The 26332-nt window shown below is 47.6% G+C and carries 18 protein-coding genes; 15 read left to right on the forward strand and 3 right to left on the reverse strand.

What is annotated here, in order from left to right; all coding sequences use genetic code 11:
• The first annotated feature begins 339 nt into the window (after positions 1–339).
• Together IKW96_RS07615 and IKW96_RS07620 are read left to right on the forward strand one after the other, a co-directional pair.
• The gene (locus IKW96_RS07615) at positions 340–5499 is read left to right on the forward strand and encodes a leucine-rich repeat protein (RefSeq protein ID WP_296572675.1); all 5160 of its coding nucleotides are present in this window, start codon (positions 340–342) and stop codon (positions 5497–5499) included.
• A 528-nt stretch (positions 5500–6027) separates the two neighbouring features.
• Entirely contained in the window at positions 6028–6705 is a 678-nt protein-coding gene (locus IKW96_RS07620) for a CpsB/CapC family capsule biosynthesis tyrosine phosphatase (RefSeq protein WP_296572679.1), read from the forward strand.
• 44 nt (positions 6706–6749) lie between these two features.
• Here IKW96_RS07620 and IKW96_RS07625 read toward each other — a convergent pair whose 3' ends face one another.
• The gene (locus tag IKW96_RS07625; RefSeq protein ID WP_296572683.1) at positions 6750–7457 is read right to left on the reverse strand and encodes a glycosyltransferase; all 708 of its coding nucleotides are present in this window, start codon (positions 7455–7457) and stop codon (positions 6750–6752) included.
• A gap of 312 nt (positions 7458–7769) precedes the next feature.
• On the opposite strand from IKW96_RS07625, the gene IKW96_RS07630 reads away from it, so the two are divergent.
• Complete coding sequence (locus tag IKW96_RS07630) at positions 7770–10373, forward strand: alpha/beta hydrolase-fold protein (RefSeq protein ID WP_296572687.1); 2604 nt, start codon at positions 7770–7772, stop codon at positions 10371–10373.
• 48 nt (positions 10374–10421) lie between these two features.
• Here the strand turns inward: IKW96_RS07630 and IKW96_RS07635 are convergent, their stop codons facing one another.
• Positions 10422–11939 (reverse strand): dockerin type I repeat-containing protein, encoded by a 1518-nt coding sequence (locus IKW96_RS07635; RefSeq protein ID WP_296572690.1) that lies wholly within the window; start codon positions 11937–11939, stop codon positions 10422–10424.
• A 264-nt stretch (positions 11940–12203) separates the two neighbouring features.
• On the opposite strand from IKW96_RS07635, the gene IKW96_RS07640 reads away from it, so the two are divergent.
• From IKW96_RS07640 to IKW96_RS07695, 12 genes are all read left to right on the forward strand, one after another.
• On the forward strand, positions 12204–12770 hold the full coding sequence (locus tag IKW96_RS07640; RefSeq protein WP_296572694.1) for a PolC-type DNA polymerase III: 567 nt from the start codon (positions 12204–12206) through the stop codon (positions 12768–12770).
• Between the two features lie 3 nt (positions 12771–12773).
• Positions 12774–13538: an MmcQ/YjbR family DNA-binding protein gene (locus tag IKW96_RS07645; protein WP_296572697.1), complete on the forward strand. Its 765-nt coding sequence runs from the start codon at positions 12774–12776 to the stop codon at positions 13536–13538.
• A gap of 90 nt (positions 13539–13628) precedes the next feature.
• Positions 13629–14636 carry an alpha/beta fold hydrolase gene (locus IKW96_RS07650; protein WP_296572698.1) on the forward strand — a complete coding sequence of 336 codons (1008 nt, stop codon included), beginning with the start codon at positions 13629–13631 and terminating at the stop codon, positions 14634–14636.
• A 50-nt stretch (positions 14637–14686) separates the two neighbouring features.
• Positions 14687–16963 (forward strand): Tex family protein, encoded by a 2277-nt coding sequence (locus IKW96_RS07655; RefSeq protein WP_296572753.1) that lies wholly within the window; start codon positions 14687–14689, stop codon positions 16961–16963.
• Between the two features lie 10 nt (positions 16964–16973).
• Entirely contained in the window at positions 16974–17615 is a 642-nt protein-coding gene (locus IKW96_RS07660) for a hypothetical protein (RefSeq protein ID WP_296572701.1), read from the forward strand.
• Between the two features lie 111 nt (positions 17616–17726).
• Positions 17727–18275: a hypothetical protein gene (locus IKW96_RS07665; protein ID WP_296572702.1), complete on the forward strand. Its 549-nt coding sequence runs from the start codon at positions 17727–17729 to the stop codon at positions 18273–18275.
• Positions 18276–18288: 13 nt separating this feature from the next.
• A complete protein-coding gene (locus tag IKW96_RS07670; protein WP_296572703.1) occupies positions 18289–18705 on the forward strand; it encodes a Fur family transcriptional regulator in 417 nt (138 codons plus the stop codon).
• 156 nt (positions 18706–18861) lie between these two features.
• Positions 18862–19350, forward strand: a complete 489-nt coding sequence (locus IKW96_RS07675; RefSeq protein ID WP_296572704.1) for a hypothetical protein — start codon at positions 18862–18864, stop codon at positions 19348–19350.
• A gap of 149 nt (positions 19351–19499) precedes the next feature.
• The gene (locus IKW96_RS07680; RefSeq protein WP_296572705.1) at positions 19500–20324 is read left to right on the forward strand and encodes a hypothetical protein; all 825 of its coding nucleotides are present in this window, start codon (positions 19500–19502) and stop codon (positions 20322–20324) included.
• Between the two features lie 245 nt (positions 20325–20569).
• Entirely contained in the window at positions 20570–23230 is a 2661-nt protein-coding gene (locus IKW96_RS07685; RefSeq protein WP_296572706.1) for a YfhO family protein, read from the forward strand.
• Position 23231: 1 nt separating this feature from the next.
• Positions 23232–24161 (forward strand): AEC family transporter, encoded by a 930-nt coding sequence (locus tag IKW96_RS07690; RefSeq protein ID WP_296572708.1) that lies wholly within the window; start codon positions 23232–23234, stop codon positions 24159–24161.
• Positions 24162–24398: 237 nt separating this feature from the next.
• The gene (locus IKW96_RS07695; RefSeq protein ID WP_296572711.1) at positions 24399–25619 is read left to right on the forward strand and encodes a winged helix-turn-helix transcriptional regulator; all 1221 of its coding nucleotides are present in this window, start codon (positions 24399–24401) and stop codon (positions 25617–25619) included.
• Positions 25620–25714: 95 nt separating this feature from the next.
• Here IKW96_RS07695 and IKW96_RS07700 read toward each other — a convergent pair whose 3' ends face one another.
• On the reverse strand, positions 25715–26218 hold the full coding sequence (locus IKW96_RS07700; RefSeq protein ID WP_296572712.1) for a VanZ family protein: 504 nt from the start codon (positions 26216–26218) through the stop codon (positions 25715–25717).
• Between the last annotated feature and the right edge of the window lie 114 nt (positions 26219–26332).

A 26332-nucleotide genomic window follows, 5' to 3' on the forward strand; every position in this document is an offset into this window, starting at 1 on the left:
CAATCTCATCCGAGAGCTTTAATGCTTCTTCTTTGAATTCTTTACTGTACTTCATAGTCGTTTTCCCTTTCCGGTTTTGTTATTTATATTCTACCAGATTTTTGGGTGTTTGTCGACTGCTCTTTCAGTATAACACTTCACAACAGAAATGTCTCTGTTTGTCTACATTATATCATGTGTTTTGTGTAAAATCAAGTGTATTCAGAGCGGAAATATGCATTTCCATGAGCCCCGCGGAACAGCCTGTATGCTTGATTTTTTCAGCACGTTATGATATACTTATAAATACATATAAAACACATATAACTGTGGAGGATAAAATTTTTTAGGGAGTATATTATGAAAAAACGTATTATCAGTCTTGCAAGTGCAGCAGTATTTGCTTTATCAGGCATAAGCGGCAGTATTTCGGCGGCATATGCTGCTGAATCGGCTTATCCCTCCGTGGCGGAAGCTGACACCCTATCGGAATACAGCGCTCTCTGGAGCTGGAGCAATTGCGCAGACCATATAGAAATGATGGGGTATTACGGAAACAGCGCCGATGTAGTCATACCGGATACGATAGAAGGACTTCCTGTAACTTCTGTGAGCGCTGGCTGCTTCGCGGAAAAAGCCGATATTGTCAGGTCTCTGTATATCCCTTCAACGGTAACGGAGATCAGCGGTGTTACGGGTGGACTCCCAAACCTTGAAAAAGTGGAGACAGATGAGGGGAATACGAGCTTTATATGCCAAAACGGCGGCGTATTTACTGCTGACGGGAAAGTTCTGCTCAGATGCCTTACCTCTGTGGAGGGGGAATTCAGTATTCCCGATACGGTGGAGCGTATTGAGGAAAATGCGTTCCTGAACTGCAAGAAGCTCAAAAGTATAAACGTCGGCGAAAATAATGAGTATTTCACAGGCAGGGACGGCGTTTTATTCGATAAATATATGGAAAGTCTGCTGAAGTTCCCAATAGGCAGCGTGAACGTCAGCTATACCGTTCCCGACGGCGTAATGGAGATAGCTCCCCATGCCTTCGATGACGCCGACAGCCTTGAAAAGCTGGAAATATCGGCTCGTGCGGAGATAATCGGCGACTATGCGTTCTATGGCTGCGATAAGCTTAACAATGTCGTTATACCCGACAATGTCCTGGATATAGGAGAGAGTGCGTTCCGGAACTGTACAGGGCTTTCTGATATCACCTTTTCTACGGAAACTATTTTCGTAGGTGAGTGGGCAGTCTCGGGAACTCCATGGTACGAGGCTCAGCCCGACGGAGTTGTCTATACGGGAGCTGTGCTTTACAAGCTGAAAGGCCGTCTGCCCGAGAATTCAGAAATAGTTGTCAGGGAAGGAACTGTCAGCATAAACCGCTGCGCCTTTGACAGCGGCCTCGACGGACCGACAGCTGGCGATCCTGACCTTATATCCGTAACTCTGCCTGACAGTGTCAGGTACATAGGCGAGAAGGCTTTTTTTGACTGCGAGAGCCTGAAGAAGATAAATCTCCCCGACAGCATTGAAAAAATAGGGGAAATGGCTTTTGCCTCATGTCTTGCGCTTGAAGAGGTGCATATCCCTGCATCGCTTGATGTGATAGAAGCCGGGACCTTCCTTTCATGCAGTTCTCTTAAAAAGCTGACTGTTCCCAAAAATATCAGTGTGATCAGGGACGGCGCTTTGGGGGACTGCCGCTCTCTTGAGTCTGTTGTTTTTGAAAACGCCTACTGCATTGCTTATGAGCCGCTTGAGTATTATTCACTGAGTTCGGGGTATGTCGCTTTCAGCGGAACTATATACGGATATGAAGACTCTTATGCTCAGTATTATGCCGAAAGTAAAGGCTATTCCTTCGTTTCTCTCGGTAAATTGCCGAAGGAAGAAGCAATTTCCTTTGAATATGAGAAAAACGACACCTGGAAATGGCTGAACTGCAAGGAATATGTACTGGTCTCGGCATATTACGGCGACTGTGAAGTCATAGAGCTCCCCGATAAGCTGAACGGACTTCCTGTTCGTGGAGTTGACGGCTGCCTTGAGGTATCCGAGCCAGACAGGGTCAGGACTGTAAAGATACCTGCCGGTATTGAAGATATCGGTGAAATGTTTGATGGCCTCCGCAATATATCCGAAATTGAGGTGGACAAGGACAATAAGTCATTGGCCGTTGAAAACGGCGTATTATACACAGCTGACAGGAAATCGCTCATAAAGTGCATTCCTGACAAGGTCAGGGGCGGGTTCAGCATTCCCGGTACAGTTACATATGTTCATAAAAATGCATTCAACGATTGTTCGGGTCTGACAGTACTGAATGTTCCCGCATCTGTGCAGAGTATGAACTGCAGTTTTACGCGCTGCGACTCTCTTGAAGCAGTAAACGTTTCAAAAGTCAATAAGAGTTTCAGCAGTATCAACGGCGTAGTATTCAATAATGGAGCAACTCTGCTCTGTAAATATCCTCCGAAACATCCCGGCAAGAGCTATAAGCTCCCCGAAAGTGTCAGCAGCATTGATGCGGGCGCCTTTGAAAACTGTGACGCACTTGAGAGCATAGTGTTTACAAATAATGTGACGGGGATCCATGACAGAGCTTTTGCAGAATGCGACAAGCTCGATAACGTTGAGCTGCCCGAAAGACTGATATATATATCCGATCATGCCTTTGAAAACTGCAAAAGCCTGAAAAGTATCAAGGTGCCGGATGAAGTTACCAGTTTTGGTGCGGATGTATTGAAAGGAACTGCCTGGCTTGAAGCTCAGGATGACGGCCCTGTATACTGCGGAACGCTGTTCTACGGCATAAAGGGCGAGCCTGAGAAGCTGACGGAGATCACCGTAAAGGAAGGTACAAAATGCATAGCGGCTAAGGCTTTCAGCTTTGAAAAGCAGGATAAGAACGGCGGTACAGTATATGAAAATGCTTACCTCAGGTCGGTGATACTGCCAAAGGGTCTGAAGTATCTTTGTTCAGGCGCTTTTATGGGCTGTTCGGCGCTTACGTACGTTGAGCTGCCCGATGATGTTTTGAAAGTAGATGGGCAGACCTTTTCAGGCTGCAAGTCACTTAAAGACATCGTCGTTTCCAAAACCGATACGATAATACGGAATAATGAGTATTCGGGCTGCGATTCGCTGAAAAACGTGATCGTTCCCGAAAATATCAATTATATCGACTGTAAGGCCTTCGTGAACTGCGCTTCGCTTGAATCGGTAACTGTACTGAATCCCGAATGCAGTTTCTATGATTCTTCAGATACTATCTGCAATAAGATCATTTATCCCGGGGAGCACGAGGACAAAGAGACCGTCGTTTATAACGGAACTATATACGGCTATGACGGCTCAACAGCGGAGACTTTTGCAAAGGGAGCCGGATATAAGTTCGTTTCTCTCGGAAAAGCTCCAAGCGATTACGAGCTCGGCGATATAAACGTGAACGGTATTGTCGACGCAGTTGACGCTTCAATGGTGCTGGCTTATTATGCAAAGATATCCACAAATTCGGACGGCGGATTCAATGCAGGTCAGCAGGTTGCGGCAGATGTGAACCGGGACGGCATAATAGACGCAGTTGACGCCTCGAAGATACTTTCCTACTATGCATATGCTTCGACCGCAAAGGGAAAGCTGCAGAATATTAGTGAGTTCCTTTCGGGCATAAGAGTGTTTGCAGGCTTTGATGCAGGCGGAACTATCAGAAATGTGGTCGGAGCTTCTGATGGTCAGGTAGTTGTCGGCTGCGAAGATAAGAGCGGAAATACCTGTTATGTGTTCGATACCCTCAATGATAAGATATTGAGGAGCATAAATCTTTCGGACAGGGATGAAATGCTCATCGGAATGTTCGCAGGCGGAACAGTCGTCACATGGAAAAAGACTTATGCGGATGAGAAGAACAAGCTGAAAATGTACCCTGCAAACGGCGGTGAGCCATATGAAGTGGATACGGGTTCTGCGGGATATACCGAGTGGTGGTTCGACAGCGAAACTGATAATATATACTGGGTCTCCTATACTGATGACAGTATTATGAAGATAAATGAAAAGGGCGAGAAGAGCAGGCATTTATCCCTGTCAGGATTCATCAATGCATATTTTTATTTGCATGAAAAAGGAGTATTCGTCGGCGGAAAGACTTCAGATAAAACTGAGATCGGCGTGGAATACGGTCTGTACTCTGTGGTCACGGGTGAACTCATAGCGCCTATGTGCGAAGAAAATTCTGATGTCTTCCTTACGAAGGATAGCTGCGTCAGCCCTTATTCCGTCGGAAACGACCGCGATTACTACATTAAAGCCTCTGATACCAGCGGAAACAGCCCCGACAAGTATTATAAGCTCACACTGGCGGAACCTGGCATGCTGCAGTTTATAAGCAGCAGCAAAAGCAGTTATTTACTTACGAAAACAGGTGCAGGCAACAGGCTGTTTTTTACCGACGCTGTTAACGGTAAGACTGTATACGGTGATGTCAAAGAGCTAAATACTGCATATGTCAATGAAGACTGCTGCTATGTTACCGACGGTAAATGGATAATCGGCATGAACGAGATGTATTCCGTCACAAAAAGCAATTCCCTTGTGATGGTAGACCCAGGCAGGCTCAATTACAGCGTAAAGCTTAAAAATGCTGATGGAAAGGTGTTTGAAAAGACAGGCCCCGTCGAAGTTGGTGAGAAGTTCAAGGAAATACGTGCGGAGGCTGACAAGATCGAAGAAGAGTTCGGTATCAGGATACTTGTGGGCAACGAGGTCAAAAATGCAGAAGCAGGCTCAGAATACAGTTTCGGCTCTACAGAGGCGTATACAGATGAAAGTTCGCTTCAGTACGAAAAGGACAGCTTGAAAAACCTGAGAGAAACGCTTTCACTTTACCCTGAGGGGTTTTTCAGCCGCTTCAATAAAGAAAACGGGCAGATCGGTCTGAGAATATCTCTTGTCCGCGAGCTCATAGGTAAAGACGGTTCTAAATTCAAAGCGGGAGGAGTTGCATTTGCTTCGTTCGGCTGGTATGAAATCGCCATACTGAGCAGGCAGACATCAGAGAATTGTACGACCCTTCACCATGAGATATGGCATTCAGTGGAAAGAATGATCAGCGAAAAGTACGGCTCCATAGATGAGGAGGAGTGGAAGAAACTCAATCCCGCAGACTTTGATTATTCCGCTGATTTTGAGGAGTATGCTGAAAACGACGAAAAAGGCATGAATGTTCATACCTTCTATAATGCCATAGAAAAGTCAGAGCCACAGTATGATCTCCCGTATTTTGTCTCGGATTACAGCATGGTCACAGCCTATGAGGACAGAGCTACCCTCATTGAGCTGCTTTTCCTGTGGGATTACGACACGGCCAACAGAATAATGTATCGCTACAGCGAGGAGTATATCAAAAAATATCCTCACCTGAAGGCAAAGCTGGAGTTCCTTGAGAACTGGTCGAAAAAGGAGTTCGGCTATGTTTACTGGCAGAAAATGCTGGAAAATATGGAGAAAACAAGATAATACAGTTATCAGGAAGACAAAAAGATGACATTTTATGCTTTTTTTGACTTTCTGGGCAGTTCGTGCAGCCACAGAAAATGGCTGCACGATTTTTTCTCTACAGATGAATAATATTTCCGCTGTTTATTGTCTTTAATTTGTTGATAAGTGAAAAAAACAGTTTTTACTTAGTGCAATCCCTTGACATATGTATGATGAATGTATTATAATAGTACATGAGAATTAATTATTACGAAACGTATATTTCGGGAAGAAAAATACAGATAAAAATTTTTCCCGGATCCACATATCGGGATATTTGCGCTTCGTATGTGTTTTATGTGCGCGGCATTTGCTGGCGTATTGAAGCTATCCTGCGATTAGGTGCTGCGGGGAGCTTTGTGTTATGCCTGAAATGAAGGAAAAACGGTTTTATCATTGCCTGTGAGGCGGGCGGCGCTTATTGTGCCGCAAAACAGGCGGTACGTTTTGAATATTCCGGCACATGAACATTACCTGAAAAAATAAAAAGAAAAAGGGCGGAAAATAATGCTGACAGAATACCATTGTCATGTTCTTCCTGGACTCGATGACGGCTCAAAAGGTCTCGGCACTTCACTTGCAATGCTTGAGATGATGAAGGAGCAGGGTGTAAAAAGAGTTATTTTTACTCCTCATTTTTATTATCATCAGGAAGAATCGGTGGAAGCTTTCCTTAAAAAGAGAGCGGCTTCGTTTGCGATAGTAAAGGACAGGTCTCCGATAAAGAATATGCTCCTCGGAGCGGAGGTCGCTGTCGAAAGAGGCATATCCGAGGTAAAGGATATCGAAAAGCTGGCGATCGAGGGAACGAACCTTATACTCATGGCATTCCCTTATCGTAATTATGAGCCGTGGATGGCGGAAGAGGTATACAATCTTTCCATAGAGTACGGCCTCAATGTTATGCTTGCTCATGTTCACCGCTGCGTAGAGTTCTGCAGCGAGGACGATATCGACAATATACTGGCAACAAATGCTATAATGCAGGTGAATAACGACGCTTTCGGCAACTGGAACGAGAAAAAGCTGGCAAAGCGTATCGTTGACGAGTGCAGCAATGTTGTTTTCGGAAGCGACGCTCATAATATTTCCGACAGTATGCCCAACTGGGACGTAATAAAGAGAAAGGTGAAGCCCGAGCTTATCGAAAGCTCCGATGATATGCTTGACCGTTTTATAATATAATGAAAGCTCCATGCTTAGCATGGAGCTTTTTATCGTTTTTGCCGTTATTTTCCCAATGTATGTTTTATCCTTATGCCGATAAGTCTCAGAAGCGTCTTGAGGTAGCTTATCATGAAAGGAATGAGGGCTCTTTTGGACTCGCCGAAAAGCCGCTTCTTGAAAACTATAGGCACTTCCGCTATCCTGAGCTTTCCGTTCAGGAGCTTGAGCTTTAAGAGCACTTCCTCCAGGATATCATAGTTTTCGGAGTCGAGCTTTACCTTTTTGAGCTGTTCGGTGCGGTAAAGCCTGTAATCCGTGGAGATGTCCTTTGCCCTTATTCCGAGGGCTATCCTGAACACGAAGTTGAGACAATGTGACATGATAACAGATGTCCTGCTGTCGTTGGTCCTGCCGCCCTTTGTGTAGCGGGAGCCGATAACAAGGTCGATATCGGGCTTCATTGCCCTGTAGATAGCAGGGATATACTTAGGATTATGTGAGCCGTCGCTGTCGAGTATCAGGAACTTGTCATATTTCGCACACTCGATACCTGTGCGGAAAGCTCCGCCGAATTTCGGGTACTTCTGATTGACGTACTGAGCGCCGAACTGTTTGCAGACCTCTTCCGTGTTGTCGAGAGGCTTTTCCGTGTCGATAACTATGATCTCGTATTTTTCGCCTGTGCTGTCAAGCTGTTTCTTTATCTGCGGAAGGAGGACCTTGAGGTTTTCGGCTTCCTTGTAAGCAAGCAGGACTGTACTGATGGACATTTCTTATCATTTCCCTTCGTTCTTCAAATATGTTCAGACTGTTTTGCTGAGATGTATTTAAGTCATTATAACACATATTGTAAAGTAAATCAACAGGCAGGGAGAAAAATGCTATTTTTTATGTGTGTTGTGAAAATAATTAAACAAAAATGGTAAATAAAACGAAAAGGTGGACTTCCTGAGGGGGCTATTGACTATTATCTTGAATTTATACACATAATCTTCACATTGTGGGTTGACATATCACAAAAATTATGGTAAAAAAGAAACATGAGATTGTGTTTTTTTATATTATTTAAAGGAGGAAAGAGAATGAAAAAAAGTATTTCAACTCTCTTGGCGGCAGTAATGGCGTTTTCAGCATTAGGCGCTATGCCGGTATCTGCCGCCGACCAGGACTATCTGCTTCACAGCACCTTTGAAGAAGGTACTGACTCATGGAGCGGCAGAGGCTCTGCTTCTGTAAAGGTAGTCTCAGGCACATCACGCTCGGGAGAATGCTCGCTTCTTGCAAGCGGCAGAGCAAGTGCCTGGAACGGCGCTATCGTAGGATTGGGTTCAGGCTTTAAGGCAGGTAACGACTACTCATTCAGCGCTTATGTAATGAGCGAGGAGGAATCGGCAACATTTTACCTCACGCTCCAGTACAGCGACGGAAGCAGTACCAAATATCCCAAAATAGCTGAGGTGGCAGCTGAAAAGGGAAAGTGGGCTCACCTTGAGAACAAAAGCTTTACGATCCCCGCAGGAGCGTCAGATATCCAGCTCTACATCGAGACTGATGACAGTACCTGCAATTTCTATGTCGATGAAGTTGTCGGCGCGGCGAGCGGCACAGAGATAGGAGAGCCCTCGGCGCCTGTTGCAATGCACAAGGGCGACATCAATTATGACGGAAAGATAGACTGCTTTGATATCGTTCTTGCAAGAAAAGGTCTTATCAACGGTATCGAGGACAAGAAGGCCCTGAAAGCAGCCGACGCGGACAGCAGCGGAGTTTTCGATCTCACGGACGCTCTGCTCATTATGAAGTTCGTTATGGGAAATATTACCGAATTCCCAGTGGTAGAGCCTGAGGTAGTACCGGGTCAGCAGAAGTACACTATGGAGGAGCTTACCAAGATAGTGCAGGATTCGCTGGTAAACAATGAGCCAAATGATTCTCATATGAAGAAACAGGGCGTTCAGTACGGTACGATAAAGAAGGAGACTTACTTCTCCAAGAAGGCAAACAAGAACAAGCCTTATAATATACTTCTTCCCGCAAACTATGACGAGAGCAAGAAGTATCCCGTACTCTATGTTCTCCACGGCTTCTTCGAGAACGAGAACCGTATGATAACACAGGGCAACGGTCAGATGTATACACAGCAGATCATCGGAAACGCTATCGCCGAGGGCGCAGCCAAGGACATGATAGTAGTTGTACCGTTCGTATTCACGAGCGCAACAATGAACGACGCTACAGGCTTCGCGGATCAGGGCTCGAATGAGGGCTATGACAACTTCGTTGACGATATCGTGGACAGCCTTATGCCGCATATCGAGAGCAAGTACAGCGTTGCTACAGGCAGAGAGAACACAGCTGTAACAGGCTTCTCAATGGGCGGACGCGAGTCGCTCCAGATAGGCATGAAGCACGGTGACAAGTTCGGCTATGTAGGAGCTATATGTCCTGCACCCGGAGCTTCGGGATCATGGAAGTGGAGCAATGCTGATGAAACTCCGTATCTCATTATGATAACAGGCGGAACTCAGGACGATGTTGTCGGACTGAATACTCCCGAGGGCTATCATAACAACTTTACAAAGAACAACGTTCCTCACGTATGGCACGTTGTAAACAACGGACACCACGGCGACGACTCCATCCACTCGCACCTCTACTGCTTCGTAAGAGGCATATTCCAGGCAACTGAGGGAACTGTCTCACCGGCAAGCAGCAGTAACAATCAGTCAAATACAGGAAACAACAACCAGTCCAATACGGGAAATAACAACCAGTCAAATACAGGAAACAACAACCAGTCGAACACAGGCAGCAACAGCTCAAACACGACTAATTCCCAGACTTCAACAGGTCAGCAGAAATATACTATGGAAGAACTTACCAAGAAGGTGCAGAACGCACTTGTAAACAACGAGCCCAATGATTCTCACATGAAGAAACAGGGCGTTCAGTACGGCACTATCAAGAAGGAGACCTACTTCTCCAAGAAGGCAAACAAGAACAAGCCTTATAACATACTTCTTCCCGCAAACTACGACTCCAGCAAGAAGTATCCCGTACTCTATGTTCTCCACGGCTTCTTCGAGAACGAGAACCGTATGATAACACAGGGCAACGGTCAGATGTATACACAGCAGATCATCGGAAACGCTATCGCTGAAGGCGAGGCGAAGGACATGATAGTAGTTGTACCGTTCGTATTCACGAGCGCGACAATGAACGACGCTACAGGCTTCGCGGATCAGGGCTCGAATGAGGGCTATGACAATTTCGTTGACGATATCGTGGACAGCCTTATGCCACACATCGAGAGCAAGTACAGCGTTGCTACAGGCAGAGAGAACACAGCTGTAACAGGCTTCTCAATGGGCGGACGCGAGTCGCTCCAGATAGGCATGAAGCACGGCGACAAGTTCGGTTATGTAGGAGCTATATGCCCTGCACCCGGAGCTTCGGGCTCATGGAAGTGGAACAGCGCAAGTGAAACTCCGTATCTCATTATGATAACAGGCGGAACTCAGGACGATGTTGTCGGACTGAATACTCCAGAGGGCTATCATAACAACTTTACAAAGAACAACGTTCCTCACGTATGGCACGTTGTAAATAACGGACACCACGGCGACGACTCTATCCACTCGCACCTCTACTGCTTCGTAAGAGGCATATTCCAGGCAACTGAATAAAACAAAAACAGCCGATGTTCATTACGAACATCGGCTGTTATCATTTAATCAAGAATTAAGAAGTCTTGACTGTATCTCCTGTGCGTCGCCTAAGGTTATACCGTCGCCTGTGTTGCATACATCGCCGTTGAATCTGCCTGCGTATGAGATTTGATACTTATTGGGATTAGCCAGTGCCTGCATGATCTTTACAGCGTCGGAGAGATCGACGTTTCCGTCGCCGTTAGCGTCGCCTGAACGCTCTATCTCGACATTGCTGAACTCAGGTGCGGCAATGCTCATCGGGCTGTACTTAACGGCAGGAATGCCGCTGACAGCTGAGAGACTGTTTATATAAGCGTTTAAATTCTCATTGAAATTGTCGTATATACTCTCCATTTCTGCTTCGGGACCTGAAAGCATATATCCGAGATCAAGAATGGACAGATCATGGATATCTCCGCTCAGTCCGTTGCCGTTGATATCGCAGTTTTCCGTGAAGAACTTCCATACGTTTACGGGAAGCACTGAATCCTGTGCAGCTGCGTGTGCCTGAAGGTCTTCTTTAAATATCATGGCATTGAAAACATCAGAGCTGTTGATGACGCCGTCGCCGTTGGTATCGGGGAGCTCAACCTCGCCTGCACTGAGCTGTTCCCAGAAAACCGTAAATTCTCTGTTGAACATTGCGCCGTTGTACTCAAGATACTCGTTGACCGGCATCCACTCGCTGTAATTATACTTCAGACATTTTGCGAGCGAAAGCTTGCCCGAGCCTTCTATGAGGCTGTCGTAATAATCTTCGCTGAACTGCTGGTCGGTGATACCGTTCTGCTCGATACAGTACATTTCAGCATACTCATAGAACCAGTTGGTGTCAGAGCCGTTTGCGAAATGACCTATGAGCTCCCGGCAGCGCTCGTTTATCTCGTCGGGGATAACAGGCTTCTCACTGTCGGGTACGCTGTCGTACATGAAGAAGTACGAATTGTATCCGAATATCCAGAGGTAATCAAGGTCGGTGTAGTCGTAGACGCCGTCGCTGTTCACATCGCAGCTGACAGTGCCGTCTTCAACAGCTTCCCTGAACATGGTATATCCTGCCATCAGGTACGATGACTGGGTCCTGAGTTCCTCAATGAATGCATCTGAGAGCCTTGAGCTCCAGCTGTGGTACTCGTTTGTAAATTCCTTGACGAGGTCGATATCGCTGTAGGTCGCATTATCGGTATCCCTTGCGGATATGCCGTTCTGGAGGAGATAAAATCTGGTAAGGTGCTCTGCGTCGAGCTGGTCAGCCTTGCCGTCTGCGTCGTAGTCGCCTATGCTATCCATACGCTGAGCAAGCTCTGCGTCTGTATCATACGAATGTGTGTATCCGTAGAACAAAGCGCAGTCATCTAGACCGAAAGAGCCGTCTCCGTTGATGTCGGTAACAAGGTCGCCGTTTTCCATCATAGGGAACATTTCTATTTCCTCATCCCAGATCCTTCCTGCGGGAACGTTTTCAAACATTGCGTTTGCTGATAATGCTGCGGCATTTACGGCAGTTGTGAGAGCTGCTGCAGCCGCGATTAACTTCTTCATGGCGGGTGCTCCTTTCATACTTTCATAGTAAATAAGCATATAAATGTGGACGTACAATCTTACAAGTATATTATACAGCATTTTTGATAAAAAATCAAGAGTTTTTGTTTAAATCCTATAAATTATTATGATTTAACTATGCTAAGTAAATGTACGTATATAAATTACATATCGGCATGATCCTCTGCTGATTTGACAATTTTCGTCAGGTATATTATAATGAAGTGTATGATTTGACAGTATTATGTCGGAAGGAGCATCAAGGTGAGCGATATAAAGCGCAGAAAGGGAAAAAGCAGGATCGCCTTCCCCGAGGATTATTGTGTCGTGGATATCGAAACTACGGGACTTGACCCTGCTGAGAGCGAGATAATCGAAATTGCGGCAGTACGCTACCGCGGCGGCGAAAAGGCAGAGGTCTTTTCAACACTCATAAAGCCCGAGCACCATATAAGCTCCTTTATCACGGGTCTCACTGGAATCGACGACGGAATGGTTCAGGACGCGCCCTGTATCTCTCAGGCGATAATGGATTTTTACGAGTTTGCAGGGAATGATATGCTCATGGGCTACAACGTGAATTTCGACATAAACTTTTTATATGATAATCTCCTGCGCTGTCATGGTATAATATTTGACAATGACTTCGTTGATGTGCTGCGCTTTGCGAGAAAGGTCCTGCCGCTCCTGCCCGACAGGAAGCAGACCACCGTTGCCGACCATTACGGCATTTCTGTTACGGGAGCTCACCGTGCGGAAAAGGACTGCGAGATATGCAACGCCTGCTATATACATCTGCGTGACGAGATGAAAAAACAGAACGGAGAGTGAGCCGTGGCAGCTTTGAAAATGAGGGACAGGCTCTTTGCCTTTGCAGCCGAACGCTTCGGCACAAAGCCCGAATACCTGTGGAGCAGGACTCCCGATTGCGCTGTGCTGAGGTGCAGCAATGATAAGTGGTATGCCATAGTCATGGATGTTGACGGCTCAAAGCTGGGACGCCCCGAACTCGGAAAGGTGGATATCGTCAATGTCAAGTGCAGCCCCATGATGACGGGCTCACTTCTTGCTGTGGACGGGATATTCCCTGCGTACCACATGAACAAGGAAAGCTGGATATCGGTGCTCCTTGACGGCAGCGTTGATATTGAGCAGCTGAAAGCCCTGCTTGAAATGAGCCATGAGCTCTCGGGAAAATCCGGGAGCGGCAGGCGTATGCGTACAGAGCCGAAGGAATGGCTCATTCCTGCCGCGCCTGCAATGTACGACGTGGAACAGGATTTCAGGCGCGACGGTACCATAATATGGAAACAGACCGCCAATTATATCGTGGGAGACACCATATACATCTACATGGCTGCTCCTGTTTCCGCTGTCCTTTACAAATGTGAGGCAATTGAAGTGGATATCCCTTTCAATTACGATAACGGCAGCTATCACATACGAAAAGCGGTAAAGCTGAAGCTGCTGCACCGTTTTTCAGCGGAGGATATGCCGCTCACGGCTATGAGAGAGCTGGGCGTATCGGCTGTCCGCGGCCCCAGGGGAGTCCCCAATACCCTGAGCTGCAGGCTCAGGAAACTTTGCACGGAGAAATGAGAAATCAACGCGCGGTTGCATTTTCGGATATTCTGTGTTATAATATGCTTTGTAACGTTTTTATTTTCCGCTTTTGACAGGAGGAAGTATATGCTAAATGCTGATCTGAAGGAATTTGAGTTCATCTCTGACTTCGACGAGCTTGTTATCTCGGCAGTCCTTGCAGTACCGTCGGGAGAGATTAACGGCATTGTTCAGCTGGTCCACGGCATGAACGAACATAAGGAACGCTATTACCCGTTTATGGATTACCTTGCCGAGCAGGGCTTTATCACGGTCATTCATGATAACCGCGGCCACGGAAAGAGCATAGTCGAAGCCGACGATCTCGGATTTATGTTCAGAAACGGCGGTGAGGGCTTTGTAAGCGACATCGCTCAGTTCAACAAAAGGATACGGGAGGCTTATCCCGGTGTCCCTGTATTCATGATAGCCGGCGGTATGGGTGCGGCAGGCGCAAGGTGCTTCCTGAAGGAGCACGACAGCGCAGTTGACGGAGTTGTCCTCCTGGGAACTGTCTGCTACAGCCCGTTTTCACCTGTAGTTAGGACGATACACTCCGTTTCCTCCAAGCGTCCCGGCAGCCGTTTCAGGAGCGAGAAAATATTCGACGCCGTTGACCACGGCTTTGGTCAGTTCTTTGAGGACCCCATAAACTCGTGGAGGTGCAGCGACGCAGACGCGGTGCTCGCATTCAACGAGGACCCTCTCTGCAACTTCAAGCCCACCCTCAACTGCTATGAGGAGCTCCTGTGGCTGGTGAAGCAGTCGGACTCGTCAAAGGGCTGGAATGTGAATAATCCCACTCTTCCCATACGTTTTATATCTGGTAAGGAAGACCCTGCCATGATATCTGAGAAAAAGTTCATGAAAACTCTGGAAAAGCTTGAAAAAACAGGCTATGAGAGCATTTCACACAGACTTTTCGACGGTATGCGCCATGATGTGCTCATGGAGAAGAACAGTATCAACGTCTACAAGGACATAGCAAAGACCCTGTTCTCATGGCTCGACCGCTGGAACGACAAGCACGCGGAGAGCGAAGCTGCCGCGGCGGAGGAAGTACCTCAGCAGACTGAGGAAGAGGTCAGGGAATAAAAAAGTATAACAACAGAGTGCGGAGCTGACGCACGATGAAAGGAAGCATTATGGATATCAATAAAACACTTGCCAAGGAATTCGGGCTCAGACAGGAACAGGTCGACAATACCGTAGCGCTTATCGACGACGATAAGACTATCCCTTTCATAGCCCGTTACCGTAAGGAGCTCACAGGCTCTCTCGACGATCAGATACTCCGTGAGCTTTATGACAGGCTCATGTATCTCCGCAATCTCGAAAAGCGCAAGGAAGAGGTAACTGCCGCTATCACCGAGCAGGAGAAGATGACTCCCGAGATAGAAGCAGCTATAAGCGCAGCCGTAACTCTTGTTGAGGTGGAGGATATTTACCGTCCTTTCAAGCCGAAGCGCCGTACACGTGCAAGCATTGCCCGCGAGAACGGTCTCGAGCCGCTTGCAGTTATGATAATGGCTCAGGAGAACTCCACAGAGCCGGAGAAGGAGGCAGAAGCCTTCATCGACGAGGAGAAGAAGATCCCCGACGCTCAGACTGCTTTGCAGGGAGCTATGGATATCATTGCAGAGGATATCTCCGACGACGCGGATATAAGAAAGAAGCTCCGTGCCCTTGCAGGCGAAAAGGGAGAGCTCGTCTCAAAGGCGGCAGACCCCGAGGCGGAGAGCGTATATATGAACTACTACGAGTACTCCGAGGCTATCCCGAAGGTGGCAAATCACAGAGTCCTTGCCCTTGACAGAGGCGAGAAGGAGAACTTCCTCAAGGTTTCAGTAACCCTTGACGAGACTCTTGCCACAGACGTTATCTTCGGCAAGTACATCAAGGCTAACAATGCCTGCGGAGAGCTTGTAAGAGCAGCTGCCGCTGACAGCTACAAGAGACTTATCTTCCCGTCCATCGAGCGTGAGATTCGTTCGGAGATGAGCGCAAAGGCAGCAGAGGAGTCCATAAAGGTATTTGCTGCAAACCTCAGACAGATGCTTCTCCAGCCGCCGCTCAAGAGCAGCATTATCCTCGGTCTCGACCCGGGATACGCTCACGGCTGCAAGACAGCAGTCATCGACGGCACGGGCAAGGTGCTGGATACGGCTATAATCTACCCTGTAGGCTCTGCAGGCGCAGTTGAGGCTGCAAAGAAAAAGGTAAAGGAATTTATCCAGAAATATAACGTAAACGTTATCTCTATCGGAAACGGTACGGCTTCGCGTGAGACTGAGAGTTTTGCCGCCGAGATAGTCAAGGAAGTGCCTCAGGACGTGAGCTACATGGTAGTAAGCGAGGCAGGAGCTTCCGTATATTCGGCTTCAAAGGTGGCAGCCGAGGAATTCCCCGAGTACGACGTTTCCATAAGAGGAGCTATATCCATAGCCCGCCGTCTTCAGGACCCTCTTGCGGAACTCGTAAAGATAGACCCGAAGGCTATCGGCGTAGGACAGTATCAGCATGATATGCCGCAGGCAAGAATGAGCGAAGCTCTCGGCGGCGTCGTTGAGGACTGCGTCAACTCCGTCGGAGTTGACCTGAATACCGCTTCACATTCGCTTCTTTCGTACATCGCCGGCATTAATGCCTCGGTCGCAAAGAATATTGTTGCATACCGTGAGGAAAACGGCAGATTTACCGATCGTAAGGAGCTTCTCAAGGTCCCGAAGCTGGGTAAGAAGGCTTTTGAGCAGTGTGCAGGCTTCCTGAGAGTCCGCGACGGAAAGAATCCTCTCGATAACACAGCCGTTCACCCCGAAAGCTACGAAGCAGCTTCATCGCTGCTTACCGAGTGCGGCTTCACACTTGCGGATATCGCAGGCGGCGGAGCTTCAGGCATAAACGAAAAAGCCGACAGTATCGGCATTGAAAATATAAGCAAGTCACTGGGAATAGGCGTTCCCACTCTTACCGACATCATCGGCGAGCTGAAAAAGCCGGGACGCGACCTCCGTGACGAGCTCCCCGCGCCTCTCCTCAGAAGCGGCGATGTTATGGAGATAAAGGACCTCAAGCCCGGTATGGAGCTTGTAGGAACAGTCCGCAATATCATTGACTTCGGCTGCTTTGTGGATATCGGCGTACACGAGGACGGACTTGTGCATATCTCGCAGATATGCAGCAAATACATCAAGCACCCTCTCGAAGCCGTAAAGGTTGGCGAGGTAGTAAAGGTGAAGGTCCTCGATGTAGACCTCAAGAGAAACCGTATCTCGCTTACAATGCGCCTTAACGACGAGGAAGAGAAGCAGCAGAAGTCCGAGCGCAGACCCAATAACAACAGAAAGCGCGAGGACCGCAAGCCCAAGGGATTTGACGCTTCAAAGCTCCGCAACAGCAGCTTCCGCATAAAGCAGAAGTAAGGAGTGCGGAATGGGTATAAAAACAGAAGAAAGGGAGCTGAAATGCGCTGCCTGCGGTGAAGCTTCAGCGCAGACCGTGGTAACGGAGTTCGACCGTGACACCAGTGTTCCCGACCTCGATATGCGTCCCGACGAGCCTCATCGCTCCTATATAAAGTACTGGGTCAGCAAGTGCCCGCATTGCGGTTACTGCAATGTTTCCATAGATATTCCCGTGCTTTTCACTAAGGAATACCTTGAGAGCGGCAGCTACAACAGGTTTGACGACAGCCTTGCGGGAAGATTCCGCAAAATGGCTCTTGTCTGCGAAAAAAACAAGGTCTATGCGGAGGCTCTCAAAGCCTGCCTCTACGCTGCGTGGGTTCATGACGACCTGAACGAAGCGGAGGAGGCTGCGGAGTGCCGCAGAGCTGCCATAAAGATATACGACAGTCATAAGGCAGTTCTCTCTGAGGATCACGATATAGTACTGCTTTGCGCTGATATCATGCGCCGGAGCGGAGATTTCGACCGCGTTATCCGCGAATACAAGGGAAAGTTTTTCGGTTCGGGCCTTTTATCGGTGATCGCAGCCTATGAGGCGGAGCTTGCCGAAAAGGGCGACGACAAATGCCATAAGGCGGACGAAGTCCCCGGAGTAACCGTGAAATAGCAATATTTGCCGCACTTGCCGTGCGGCTTTTCTTTTTCGGCATTGACAATGACAATAAATAGTGGTATAATCGGATTTGAAAAATGATAAACATATTACGGAGTGAGAAATATGAAACGGACAGCGGCATTTATCATAGCAATGGCAGCTTTATTCAGTACAGTTACGGGCTGTCAGCCGAAAAATAAAAAGCAGGAATACAAAAACACAACTGCGACCCAGCAGAAAAGCGAGTCATATGAGGACGCTGTCAGGGAGTGCTTCAACGCTTCATATTCTCTTGGCGGCGGAGAGGTCTTCTACGCTTATATGTATCCTAACGCTGCAATAGACGCTATGAAGCAGTCGGAGCAGTACGACGAGCTGATCTCTATATTCAATAGTGGACAGGAAAGCCGTTTCAAGTCAGATGACAGCAAGCTCGAATATGAAAAGATAGTGGATTCGCATGAGATAAACGACAATCAGAGAGCAGCCGCAAAGAAGTACCTTAAACAGCTGAGCGAGCAGTTCGCACCGGAGCTCACAGAGGAGCAGCTCGATATAAAAGAGGGCTATGAGGTGACTTTTTCACATCTCAGGAACGGCAAATCCGACGGAAATGACACGGTTCTCGTTATAAAGCTGAACGACGAGGGCTGGAAGGTCATCACAGGCTGACAGGGGAGCGAAAATGAAAAAAGATTCAGGATATAACACAAAGCAGAAGGAAAATCTGCTTGAATATCTCATGAAAAACAAGGAAAAGCATACGAATGTACAGGAAATAAGCGCCTTTCTGTCAGCTGAGGGGACTCCCGTAGGCGTGGCGACTATCTACAGGCAGCTCGACAGGCTTGTGGAACAGGGACTTGTCCGCAAGTACGCTTTTGACGGAAAGACCAGCGCCTGCTATCAGTACATAGAGGACGAGGAGCAGTGCCGCAGTCATTTCCATCTGAAATGTCTCGGCTGCGGCAGGCTCATACATCTTGACTGCGAACATCTTGCAGGTCTTGCCCGTCATATCGAGGAGGAGCACGACTTCGTCATTGACTATTCGCAGACGGTATTCTATGGACGCTGCTCCGACTGTAAGGGCAAGGTCTGATCCTGAGGAGCTTTTTCCGAGTTATCCCTCGGGATATATATTTTAACATCATCGTCAGGTCTTTCGGGCATGATATCACCTCCGTGAATATTATGCCCGTTAAATTTTTCGGTATTCAGCACGGAAATTTACGGAAACTGACAAAAAGGAAGAAAAATGAAGGTTACGGGAGCTGTTCTGAGACTTGCGGCTGCGGAAGTACTCAGTCTTTTCATAAATATGACGTTTGCAGGCTCGGGGAGCACGTTTGTACGGCTTATCTGCCTGGTATGCACAGTTCTGATACTTGCTGCGGTAATGGCGGATCTTTCCGTAAGAGCCGCAAAAACCGACGCCAAGGGCGGCGGAAAGATCAGATACAGAGCGCTTGTATGCGCGTCGGCAGCTGTCACGGCGTTTCCGCTGCTGAGCTGGATAATACTGTTTATCTCCGCAAACAGCGGCGCATTTGATTTTTACGGAGCACATAAGCTGCTTAACGCGCCGTTTCTGCATTTTTACAATCTCATAGAGCCCTCTGCATCTGCGTCCAAGCTCGGAACAGGGGAGCTTTTGGCCATGCTGCCGCCTGCCTTTGCACCTGCGGCAGTTCTTGCCGCCGTATATATCGCGGCTTTCAGAAATACCGAAGATGAACGCCGATAGCTGAAAAATCAGACAGTCTGAATGTTTTTGTGCAATTCGATGAAAAAACGGGCATAATTCTTTACTGCCGGGCGGTTTAGCTTGACATAAAAAGTATTGATATGATACAATAATGATTAGAATATTTTTTCTTTGTGGAGGTATTGTTTATGGCATACTGTAAATACTGCGGAAAGCTCATACCCGAGGGCGGTTCCTGCGACTGTCCTGCGGCAAAGGGAGAGTCAGAGATAAAGGAAACTGCCGTTAATATCGGAAATGCAGCTGAAAGCGTAAAGAGCGAAGCTGCGGAGGCTGCCCGTGAGGTAAAGGAAGCGGCTTCCGATACGATAAATGAAATAAAGAGCGAAGCTGCCGGTGCTGCACAGAAGGTGGACGCCGTTGCAGGCGAAGCGGCAGAAAAGCTCCCCGGAAAGGCTAAGAACAACAAGGGCCTTGTTTATATCGTTGCAGGCATTATTGCAGCACTCCTGCTTTTCCTTATCATTGCGCTGTGTTCGTCGGGCGGCTCAACGAGCGCTGTAAAGAAGTATATCAAGTCCAGCTATGAAAAGCGCGGTGCAAAGACCATGTACTCACTTACGCTCCCGAAGCGCGTTATCAGGGAGCTCAAGGAGGACGACGACTACGATGAAATGGTCGACAGCTACAACGATATGATTGAGGATATGATAGATGACCTTGACGGCAAGGAGACTCTGCCGAAGTTTGACAAGATAACAAGAAAGAATCCCTTGAAGAAGTCGGAGCTCAAAATGGCAGAGCAGTACTTCAACCGTATCTGTGACAAGTACGACGCCGAGGAGGGCGGAATGCGCGTTACAAAGGGCTATGAGGTAAAGGTTAAGTCGCGCTACAAATCAAAGAGCGGCGAAATGGAGCACCGCACGGACATAGTCTGCGTGGTCAAGCTCAGAGGGGACGGCTGGAAGATCATCACACATCCGCTCTCGGAGCTTTCGTATTACAACTGATAAACGTCAATAACTATCATAGGGAGAGCGGTAAAACAGCTTTACCGCTCCCTTGCTATATACTGATCACTGTTTACTATTAACTACTGACTACTCACTAATTACTGCAAAAAGTCATAAATGGGCAAAAGCTCATTTATGACTTTTTGTTTTCACTTTGAATTTTTTATTGACTAATCGTGTTAAATGTGGTAAAATAATCTGGTTGCTTTAAAGACAAGGCTGAAAACGAGGGAGTGAAGCGTATGAAACCTAATAGAGCAGGGGCTTTTGCACCTTTATTTGCAGGAGCGGCTGCGGCTCTTATATTCCTTGCGTTTTACGCGCTGCACGGCTTCTATCCCTTTGGTGAGCGCTCTGTTGTATGGTGCGACATGGATCAGCAGTATGTACCGCTGCTCATGGAGCTAAAGACCGCATACGGCGAGGGCTCGCTGTTCCTCGGGCGGGGCGGAGGTCTGATGAACTTCTACGGAGTGTTCCTTTTCTTCGTAGCGTCGCCGCTTTCGCTCATAACTCTTGCTGTGGACAACAGCAGTATGATTTTTTTTGTGAATATACTGCTCGTGATAAAGATAGCTCTTTGTGCTGCTACGTCGGAGTATTATTTCCGCAGGGTGATACCGCGGCTCCACATTGTATTCGGAGTCCTTATGTCTGTCATGTACGCTGTAAGCGGCTATGTGATGATGTTCTATCAGAACGATATGTGGCTGGATATGATGATAGTGTTTCCGCTTCTGCTCACAGCACTGTTCAGGCTGCTCGACAAGGGCAGGTGGGGAGCTTTTACCCTGTGTACGGCGCTGTGTGTGCTCCTGAGCTTTTATATCAGCTTCATGGTGACAGCTTTTCTTGTCATGGCGGAAGGAGCAGCCCTTTATCTGTGCTGTCCTCCCGAAAAAAGGGGCGACAGAGCTGTGAAGCTCATTATCGCGGATATATGCGCGGCGCTCCTCAGCGGAGCCGTATGGCTGCCTGCGTTTATACAGTACACCGCATCGGGCAGGGGGAACTCCCTGGCAAGCCTGTATTTCGGCGGAAACTTCTTTGAAAATACATTCGACAAGGCTGCTCTCCTTTCGGGCAGCTGTCTTGCTGTTGCAGGAGCTGTTCTTGTACTGCTGCTGCATAAAAGGATAAGTTCAGGGAAAGCTGTGCTCTTTGCGGCAGGCGGTGTGATATCCCTTATCGGAGCGTTCATCGAGCCTGCGAACAAGCTCCTCCACACCGGCAGCTATCAGGCTTACCCGTTCAGATATGCATTCATAGTGCTGTTGCTCATTTTCTCAGCCTGCGGCGAGCTGCTTTCCGAGCCCGATAAAGAGGCTCCCAAAAAGTCGGCATATGTAACAGCTTCGGTATTTGCGGCGGTATTTGCGGCTGCGGCGGCAATTGCCTATTACTTCCGAAGAAGTCTGAGCTCATACGCCACTTACCTTTGGGTCAACGACGAGGCAGGGCTGCTCTTAACGGGGCTGTGTTTCCTCGGAGCTGCCGCGTACCTGTTCTGCGTGCTTGGATATTGCAGAGGGCGTACAAAGCGCGGCTTCACGGCAGGTATCATGGCTCTTATCATGACCTGCGAGAGCCTTGTGTGCTTCGGCGTGAATGTGGACGGGATATCGGACAGCGTTGAGGGCTTCAAACGGACTGCAGAAGCCTTTTCCGTTATTCCCGACGAGGGCTTTGTGAGAGTCAAGGCAGGGCGTAACTACTACTATCCCAACTATGCCGAGGGCTTCGGTAAGTATTCACTCGGGCATTATACCTCACTTACGGACTGCGATTTTCTCTACGCCATGAAAAGGCTGGGCTACTCGTCCTACTGGCTCGACACGACATCTGCGGGAAGCGTGATGCTCATTGACGAGCTGCTCATGAACAAGTACATAATCGGACGGCCTCAGGGCAAAAACAAGGCGTATGATGTGCTCAGCAGCAGCGGCGCACTTACGGTATATACCGATCCTCACGTTCTGAAAGGCGGAATCATTTCCGATGTTCCCCCCTCTGAGCTTGAAGATATTGAGAAATACGAGCGAATGGGAGCTGCGGACTTCATTGCCGGGCGCCTTTTCGGTACTGAGGGGCTTTCCGAGAAGCTTTCGCCCGATGTCCTCGACAATGCGGAGATATCCGAAAACGGTGGAAGGACGATCGTGAAGCGGCTTCCCGGCAGGAAATGCAGTATCGGCTACAGCCTTTACGTTCAGGGCAGAAAAGAGCTGTATTTCGACATTTTCGGCAATTATTCCACGGAGCTATCCGAGGATTACTACGATTCCGCCGAGATACTCGTCAACGGCACAATGTATCAGGAGCACTATCCGTCCTCGTTCTGCAGCGGTATCATCGACCTTGGCACCTTTGAGAATGAGAAGGTCGACGTTACGGTCAGGATAAGAAAGGACTTTGAAGCGACTTCCTTCGGACTGTGGCTGTACGACCTTGAAAAGTCGGAAAAGGCTGCGGATTCTGTATATACGGCACCCATAGATGTAAATGGGCGGGTGCTCACTGCTTCTGCGGACAGGGGAGGATATCTCTATATCCCTGCGGCCTGGTCTGAGAACTGGAGTTGCACCGTGAACGGTGAAAAAGCTCCTCTTATCCGTACTCTCGGGGCGCTTTCGGCTGTAAAGCTGCCGGAGGGCGGAGGAAAAGTGAAGCTCAGTTTCCTGCCTAAGGGCATGAAAACGGGAGCGGCACTCAGTATATCGGGAGCTTTGCTCTTTGTGCTCCTGCTTTTAGTGATGAATAGTGACAGAAAAACGGAAAAACTCGGGAAAACTGCGGTAAAGGCGATATATATTATCAGTATCGCAGCGGTTTCCATGTGTTATATTGCCGCGCCTCTGCTGTGGTCTGCGGTAAATATCATCAGTCTGGTCGTCGGAGGGTAAAATGGCGTCAACTATATTATATAAGACCGCGATAATGCTGATCCTCATCGCGGTGGGCATATTGTGCTCAAAAACGAAGCTTATAAGCGCAGCTTCAAACAAGGACTTGTCAAAGTTCGTATTGCAGGTCGTCAATCCTGTGGTAATATTCATGTCCTATCAGACTGATTACCGTACAGAGCTGGTAAGGAACCTGCTGCTGACATTTGTGATATCCATTGGAGCGATGGGAACAGCCATAGCGTTCTCCTACCTCTTCGTCCGCAGAAAGCAGGGCAGGGAGTTCGAGATAGAACGGTTCTCGGCAGTATACTCCAACTGCGGATTTATGGGTATCCCACTTGTGAACGCGGTCTACGGCGACGAGGGAGTATTCTACCTTACCGCTTTCATCACGGTGTTCAACCTGATAGTGTGGACTCACGGAGTTATACTTATTTCGGGAGAAAAAAACTTCAGACAGGTGGTAAAGGTGTTCTATTCGCCGACTATCATAGCTATTTTCCTCGGAATAATCACATTTTTCCTGCGTTTCCGCCTGCCTGCATCTGTGGCTGAAGCTCTCGGGCTCATAAAGGAGATCAACACTCCCATCGCCATGATAGTTTCGGGAGTGACCATAGCAGGCACGAATGTCATGAAAATGCTGAAAAATTACAGAGTGTACTATGTATGCCTTCTGAAACTCATAATAATGCCGCTGATAGTGGCAGTTCCCATAGCTTTGCTGACCGGAGTTGACGAGACCGTCCGCATGACAGTCCTCATAGCTGCGGCAGCTCCGCCTGCGACCATGTGTACGCTCCTTAGCCTGCGCTACGGAAAAAACTCAATATACGCATCGGAAATTTTTGCCGCCGGAACCATACTCTCAGTGGTGACATTGCCGCTGGTTGTGAAAGCTACGGAATATTTAACAAAAATACTATAAAAGGTTTGTAAAAAATGCTGATTTTATAAAAAATCGCCCTAAAATGTTTGAAATTTAATAATATTGTGTTATAATATAATTACGATAAAGAAGAATAAGTTGACTATAAAAAGATAAAAATATACGGTCAGTTATAGTCCTTGAGCAGAAGGCTATAAATCATTTGGGGATATGTAGATTGTACAGTGCGGACTTCACGTAAAACACTTAATCAAGAAGAAATGGAGTTGTTGTATTATGGAAAAAAGAGGTATTAGTAAGCTTGATCTGAAGAGAAGAAACAGAATGCAGATTCTCAGAGTAATCAGGGAATCCGGACCTATTTCCAGAGTCGATGTGGCAAGTGCACTGGAGATCACACGAGCTGCTGTCACTATCATCACAAATGAAATGATCGAAGAGGGCGTTCTCGTCGAGATCGGAGAAGCTCCTGTAAATACAGAGAAGCTCCAGAAAGGCAGAAGAAAGATCCTCATTGATATAAATGTGAACAGCCGTTTTGCACTTGGTGCGACCGTAGATGAAAGGGAAGTAAGTATCGGTCTTACAAACCTTAATTCAGAGGTCCTCGACAAGGCAAGCATGATCATTGATGAAAGAACTACAAGCAAGGATATCATCAATTACATAATCAAGACAAGTAATGAGATGGTAGAGAACAGCGCCCTTACCAAGGATAAGATACTGGGTCTCGGCGTAGGCGTGGTTCCGTCAATGTGGGGCAAGCTCAAGATTTTCTACAAGGATGGCGTCCTTGATTTTACCAACTTTATCGACAAGCTGTCAGGCGGTCTCGATTTTGAGATACACTGCGGCAACGCTATCGGTCTTATGGCTTTGGCAAGCAACGATTTCAGAACACTGAACGGATATCAGACCAATCAGGCGTTTATCCACAACGGTAATCAGGTAAATCTCGCTATCATAAACAAGAATGAGCTTTCAGCGGATTATGTGTCTTATACATCGACTATCGAGAGGTATATAGTATGTCCGAACGGAAAGTCCTATGAGGGCTATCCTAACGGCTCGGTAAAGGCTGAGCTTTCAAGAAACGCAATGCTCAATGCATTCTATGAGATCTATTCAAAGGACAAGACTCCTGTGCTTTATGAGCTCACAGAGGGCGACAAGACCGCTATCAATACGGATAATGTGTTCATGGCTCTCATGAGAGGCGAGGAGGCTGTCAAGAATGTGGTCGACGATATTATCGCGAAGTATACCGTACTTATCAACAATCTTGCAATAAGCCATTTTGCCAAGAAGATAGTACTTCACAACTTCAAGCTCAACGAGAAGCAGTTCGACTACTGCAAGCGTGAGATGATACGCCTCGTGAGCGAGGAGATAGCAGACAGAGTCGTACTCAGCAAGCTTGACGGAAAGAACAATTTCCTCGGCGGATGCGCTCTTATCATTCAGGATAACTTCTATGTAAGAGGCGGAATGCAGTAAATCAGTAACAAAGCCCGTAAGAAGCTTAGCTTCGTACGGGCTTTTCAGCTTTTTCGGGCGGATATTATCCGCCCCTACAAGCTAATGGCTAAGGGCTAACGGCTGTTCCGCCGTTTGCGGAGAAAAAGTGCAATTATTGCCATAACTACAAGAGATATGAGCATACCTGTGAGAGCTCCGCACGTATCTATCATCATATCGCGGAATTCGCAGGAGCGCCCTTCGCTGAAGCTCTGGTGGAACTCGTCAGAAAAGGCATAAATAAAACCGAAAAGTACTACAAACAGGCTTTTGAGCGAGAAGAGCCTGCGCTTTCCGACAGTGAACGAGGCGCAGAAGCCGAGTGCGGTATAAATGGAGAAATGAGCGAGCTTTCGCACGGTAAACGAGGCTTTTTCCCATATTTCATGCTGCTTTTCGGGGGAGAAGCTGCTGTAGTCAGCGTAAAATATTTTTATGAACAGCTTCGTGAAACGGCTGCTGGTATTCGATGAGCTGTCCGCATTCTGAGCCGACAGGCAGAAAATAGTCACCATCAGGGCTATAGTCAGCAGAAGGAAGACTATCTGCGTTCTGCTGAGCTTCTTTAACATTTTCATTCAGGTAATTCCTTTCAAAACTTGCTCTTTACATTATACAATTATTGTTGACTTTTGTAAAGTAAAAGTTTTTTTGGAAAAATTTCAAAAATAACTTGTAACTGCGGAAGAAAA

It is taken from the genome of Ruminococcus sp. (assembly GCF_017549005.1).
Classification (GTDB): domain Bacteria; phylum Bacillota; class Clostridia; order Oscillospirales; family Ruminococcaceae; genus Ruminococcus.

Bases quoted from the DNA above. Each gene is read 5' to 3' on its own strand.
- IKW96_RS07700 (WP_296572712.1), bottom strand. From the start codon at position 26,218: ATGAAAATGTTAAAGAAGCTCAGCAGAACGCAGATAGTCTTCCTTCTG.
- IKW96_RS07665 (WP_296572702.1), top strand. From the start codon at position 17,727: ATGAAACGGACAGCGGCATTTATCATAGCAATGGCAGCTTTATTCAGT.
- IKW96_RS07615 (WP_296572675.1), top strand. From the start codon at position 340: ATGAAAAAACGTATTATCAGTCTTGCAAGTGCAGCAGTATTTGCTTTA.
- IKW96_RS07650 (WP_296572698.1), top strand. From the start codon at position 13,629: ATGCTAAATGCTGATCTGAAGGAATTTGAGTTCATCTCTGACTTCGAC.
- IKW96_RS07685 (WP_296572706.1), top strand. From the start codon at position 20,570: ATGAAACCTAATAGAGCAGGGGCTTTTGCACCTTTATTTGCAGGAGCG.
- IKW96_RS07680 (WP_296572705.1), top strand. From the start codon at position 19,500: ATGGCATACTGTAAATACTGCGGAAAGCTCATACCCGAGGGCGGTTCC.
- IKW96_RS07630 (WP_296572687.1), top strand. From the start codon at position 7,770: ATGAAAAAAAGTATTTCAACTCTCTTGGCGGCAGTAATGGCGTTTTCA.
- IKW96_RS07620 (WP_296572679.1), top strand. From the start codon at position 6,028: ATGCTGACAGAATACCATTGTCATGTTCTTCCTGGACTCGATGACGGC.
- IKW96_RS07655 (WP_296572753.1), top strand. From the start codon at position 14,687: ATGGATATCAATAAAACACTTGCCAAGGAATTCGGGCTCAGACAGGAA.
- IKW96_RS07635 (WP_296572690.1), bottom strand. From the start codon at position 11,939: ATGAAGAAGTTAATCGCGGCTGCAGCAGCTCTCACAACTGCCGTAAAT.
- IKW96_RS07625 (WP_296572683.1), bottom strand. From the start codon at position 7,457: ATGTCCATCAGTACAGTCCTGCTTGCTTACAAGGAAGCCGAAAACCTC.
- IKW96_RS07660 (WP_296572701.1), top strand. From the start codon at position 16,974: ATGGGTATAAAAACAGAAGAAAGGGAGCTGAAATGCGCTGCCTGCGGT.
- IKW96_RS07690 (WP_296572708.1), top strand. From the start codon at position 23,232: ATGGCGTCAACTATATTATATAAGACCGCGATAATGCTGATCCTCATC.
- IKW96_RS07695 (WP_296572711.1), top strand. From the start codon at position 24,399: ATGGAAAAAAGAGGTATTAGTAAGCTTGATCTGAAGAGAAGAAACAGA.
- IKW96_RS07675 (WP_296572704.1), top strand. From the start codon at position 18,862: ATGAAGGTTACGGGAGCTGTTCTGAGACTTGCGGCTGCGGAAGTACTC.
- IKW96_RS07670 (WP_296572703.1), top strand. From the start codon at position 18,289: ATGAAAAAAGATTCAGGATATAACACAAAGCAGAAGGAAAATCTGCTT.